4 protein-coding genes are annotated in these 3681 nt (G+C 68.0%); 2 read left to right on the forward strand and 2 right to left on the reverse strand.

Annotation, left to right across the window (positions count from 1 at the left end; genetic code table 11):
- A partial coding sequence (locus tag WAW85_RS11565) for an alpha/beta hydrolase (RefSeq protein ID WP_422559755.1) occupies window positions 1-880 on the forward strand: 880 nt, incomplete at its 5' end.
- 23 nt (window positions 881-903) lie between these two features.
- On the opposite strand, the gene WAW85_RS11570 is transcribed toward WAW85_RS11565, so the two are convergent.
- Entirely contained in the window at window positions 904-1596 is a 693-nt protein-coding gene (locus tag WAW85_RS11570; RefSeq protein WP_422559756.1) for an LGFP repeat-containing protein, read from the reverse strand.
- Window positions 1597-1670: 74 nt separating this feature from the next.
- Between WAW85_RS11570 and WAW85_RS11575 the strand changes: the two genes are divergently transcribed.
- On the forward strand, window positions 1671-2978 hold the full coding sequence (locus WAW85_RS11575) for a family 1 glycosylhydrolase (protein WP_422559757.1): 1308 nt from the start codon (window positions 1671-1673) through the stop codon (window positions 2976-2978).
- A gap of 6 nt (window positions 2979-2984) precedes the next feature.
- Here the strand turns inward: WAW85_RS11575 and WAW85_RS11580 are convergent.
- Window positions 2985-3681 (reverse strand): universal stress protein (locus WAW85_RS11580; protein ID WP_422559758.1); only part of this gene is annotated, 697 nt, incomplete at its 5' end.

Below are 3681 nucleotides of genomic sequence, written 5' to 3' on the forward strand. Positions count from 1 at the left end.
CTACCGATTCTGGCCGCTCACCGATGCCGGTATCCGCATGCTGGGCACCCTTGAACATGGCTTTGCGCGACTGCCTCATCCGCGCCGGGTGCACGTCACCGAGACCGAACTCGGCGGCGTCGGCGTCGAAGTGATCACCCCGCACGGCGATCCGATCGCCTCCGAGCAGGCTGGCGTCCCGGGTAGTGGGGACGCACTGCTCTACCTGCATGGCGGCGCATTCCTCTTCTGCGGCACGGCCACGCACCGTCGGCTCTGCGCCAATCTGGCGGACGGGCTGAACATGCCGGTGCATTCGGTGCGCTATCGGCAGCTACCTGTCGCGGGACCGGGCACGGCCGTCGAGGATGCCTACGCCGCCTATTCGGCGCTGCGCGAGCAATTGCCCGTCGGCGCGCGGATCGTGGTGGCCGGGGACTCGGCCGGGGGCTTCCTCGCCGCGAAGGTCTGCGAGCTCGCGGCCCTGGACGGAATAGCCGCTCCCGCAGCCCTGGTCGGCTTCTCTCCCCTGCTCGACCTCGACGGCGAGATCGCCGACGAGTCCTGGTCCACACGCGATGCATTCCAGCCGGCCAGCACAGTGCGCCGCGCGCAGCAGTTGTGGGATCGGGGCCCGGTGCGGGTACGTGGCGAGCGATCGATGCTGGCCTGCGCACCGGAGGTCTTTCCCCCGACCTTCTTCACCACCGCAGCACACGAGCTCGTCGAACCACACGCGTTGACCTTTACCGAGCGCCTTACGGCGCACGGCCGGGTGATCGAAACACATCGGTGGCGGCGCGGAATGCACGCTTTCCCGGTGCTGGCCGGGCTGCTCCCGGAGAGCCGGCGCGCCGGCGAACTCGCCGTCGACTTTATTCGCCGGACGCTCGCAAACTGACCTGCGAGCGCCCGGCGAAACTCCTAGCGGGAGACGGTCTCGGCCGGGTTGACGTGGCCGTTGACCGTCACCTCGATCATGCGGGTCGCGGCGTTGTAGGTGATGGCGCCGTGCTGGAAAGTCGCCGTCTGCACGTTGCCCTTGGTGGTCACGTCGCTGGTCGGGTAGCCGAGCGGACCCGCGGAGCCGTTCGTACCCGACGAATCGGGCGCGCCCTGCGCATTGCGCTCGATGTTCCAAGCGTCGCGGATCGGGCCCGACACGATATACGCCTGCGTGCCGGAATCGTTGTTCGCGGCCACGATCACGCCGCCCTGGAACTGCTGGAAGACGACTCCGCTATCGCGGGTTTCGGCATTGTGGTCGCCCGTTAGCGGCTGTCCGAGTTCCTGACGCTGCGCGTCGGAGGCGGCGCGGTACTTGTCGGCGATCGGTCCGGTCAGCGTCACCTCCACACCGCGCTCACCGGTCAGTACCACGTCCCCGGATTCCTCTGCTGCACCGGAAGTGGCGGCGGACGACTCGGCGGCCGTCGGGCTGTCGGCTGCGGCGCTCGACTCGGTCGCCGCGCTTGTTGCCGCGGTGGTGGTGGCGGAGACGGCGGCGTCGTCGGTGTCGTTGGCGCAACCGGCAGCGACGAGGGCGACCGCGGAAAGTCCGGCAATTGTTCCGGCAGTACGCATTCCGACCGTACGACCGTGGGCAGTGCGACTCATGTGTTTCCTTTCGGGGTGTGCACCCGACTCTAGTCAGTACGCTCAATGCACCGCTGAATCCGGGGAGAACCGCCATGTACGTCACACGCGCCGTGTCGCTCGGTCTCGCCACCCTCCTGTCGCTCGCGCTGCTTGCGCCGCCGGGTGAGGCATCGGCGCGGGTACCGCTACTCGGGCCGTCCTTCGAGTTCGGGGTGTCCCAGTCGGGCTTCCAATCCGAAGGGCACAGCCCCGACTCCAACTGGAAACGCTGGAGTGACGCCGGACGCTTCGAACACCCCGTCGGCACCGCCACCGACTTCCTGAACTCTTATCGTGCGGATATCGCCCGAGCGCGTTCCCTCGGCGTCCAGGTGTACCGCTTCTCCATCGAATGGGCGCGCGTCGAACGTCGACCCGGCGTCGACGACGCGGCGGGCTGGTCGTTCTACGACAGCGTCGTGCGCGAGGCGACGGCCGCTGGCATGACGCCGATGATCACGCTCACCCACTGGGTCCATCCGGGCTGGACCGTCGATCGCGGCGGCTGGAATCGGGCGGGTATGGCCGACGATCTGATCGCTTTCGGTAAGAAGGCGATCGACCGCTACGCGCACGCCACGCCGATCTGGATCACGTTCAACGAACCGACCGAATACGTCCGCCGGGAACTCTGGCACGGCGGCCTCGCACCGCAGAACACCGCGCTCATGGCTGACGGCATCGTGCGCGCACACCGCGCGCTGTACCGCTACGCGCACCGCCGTCAGCCCGGCGCGCAGGTGTCGTCGAACCTCGCCTTCATCCCCATTCCCGGGGTGCAGCAGGCACTTCTCGCGGCATTCCCCGACCGTCTGCGCGACACGATGGACTTCATCGGCGTCGACCACTATTACTCGCTAGCGCCGACCGACCTCAGCGTCGCCAATGCCGCCCTCGACGACTTCCCAGCGGCCTCGCAAGCACCCGAAGCCATCTATTACGTGGTGCGCTGGATCCATCAGCGCTACCCGGGTAAGCCGATTCGGATCGTGGAGAACGGTCTGGCGACGGGAAACAATCAGTTTCGGCCCGACGGCTACCGCCGAGACCATCACCTGAAAGACACCATCTACTGGCTGCAACGCGCCCGGCAGGACGGCATTCCGGTGGTCGGCTACAACTACTGGAGCCTGACCGACAATTACGAGTGGGGCTCCTATAACAACCGGTTCGGCCTATTCGAGGTGGACGTGCTGACCGATCCGACGCTCACCCGCCAGCCGACCGCCGCAGTAGCCGCCTACCGCGGCATTGTCGCGCGCGGCGGCGTACCGACCAACTATCGACCTACCCGGCTCCCGCTCCCCTGTTCCCTGGTTGCCTGGCCGGACAGCTGCACCAAGCCCGCCGTCGTGCGATAGCCGAGGTCAGTGCGGGACGATCATCACCGGGCACGCTGCCACATGCAGGATCGCTTGGCTCGTCGAACCGAGCAGCATGCTGCGGAATCCGCCCCGGCCCCGGCTGCCAACCACGATCAATTGTGCGGACGCCGCGGTGTCGAGGATCTGCTCGGCTGCCGGCTGCATGGTGACGACGGTCTCGACGGCGACGTCGGGGTTGTCCTGCTCGGCACCGGCCAGCTGGGAACCAAGGTTCTCGCGCGCCTCGTCGAGCAGTTGCTGCCGCCCGTCCTCGACGAGGTCGAACGAAGAGATACCCGGGTAGTCGGCGTAAGTGTGCACGGCGATTAGTGGTGCGTCGAGCGTCGACGCCACCCGGAAGGCTTCGGTGACGGCCTGCGCAGACACCGGCGATCCGTCCACGCCGACGACGATGGGCCCGGTGGTCGGCGGATCGTCGGAGACGACGACGACCGGGCACTCGGCATGCGCGGCCAGATCGCTGCTGACCGAGCCGAGCAGCAGACCTTTCACTCCGCCCAAACCGCGTCGGCCGACCACCATCAGGTGGGCGCGGTGCGAGAGCTGGCGCAGCACCAGGACCGGGCGCCCCTCGATGATCTCGCCCGTCGCGTCGACCCCCGGCGCGGCGTCGCGCGCTTCGCCCCGCGCGATGTCCAGGGCGCCGTCGGCGAACGCACGGGAGGCGTCAGCGTAGGCC

Origin of the sequence: Gordonia sp. (in: high G+C Gram-positive bacteria) (assembly GCF_049299075.1) — a bacterium.
Classification (GTDB): Bacteria; Actinomycetota; Actinomycetes; order Mycobacteriales; family Mycobacteriaceae; genus Gordonia.

Coding starts and splice junctions, on each gene's coding strand:
- WAW85_RS11570 (WP_422559756.1), bottom strand. CDS start 1,596: ATGAGTCGCACTGCCCACGGTCGTACGGTCGGAATGCGTACTGCCGGA.
- WAW85_RS11575 (WP_422559757.1), top strand. CDS start 1,671: ATGTACGTCACACGCGCCGTGTCGCTCGGTCTCGCCACCCTCCTGTCG.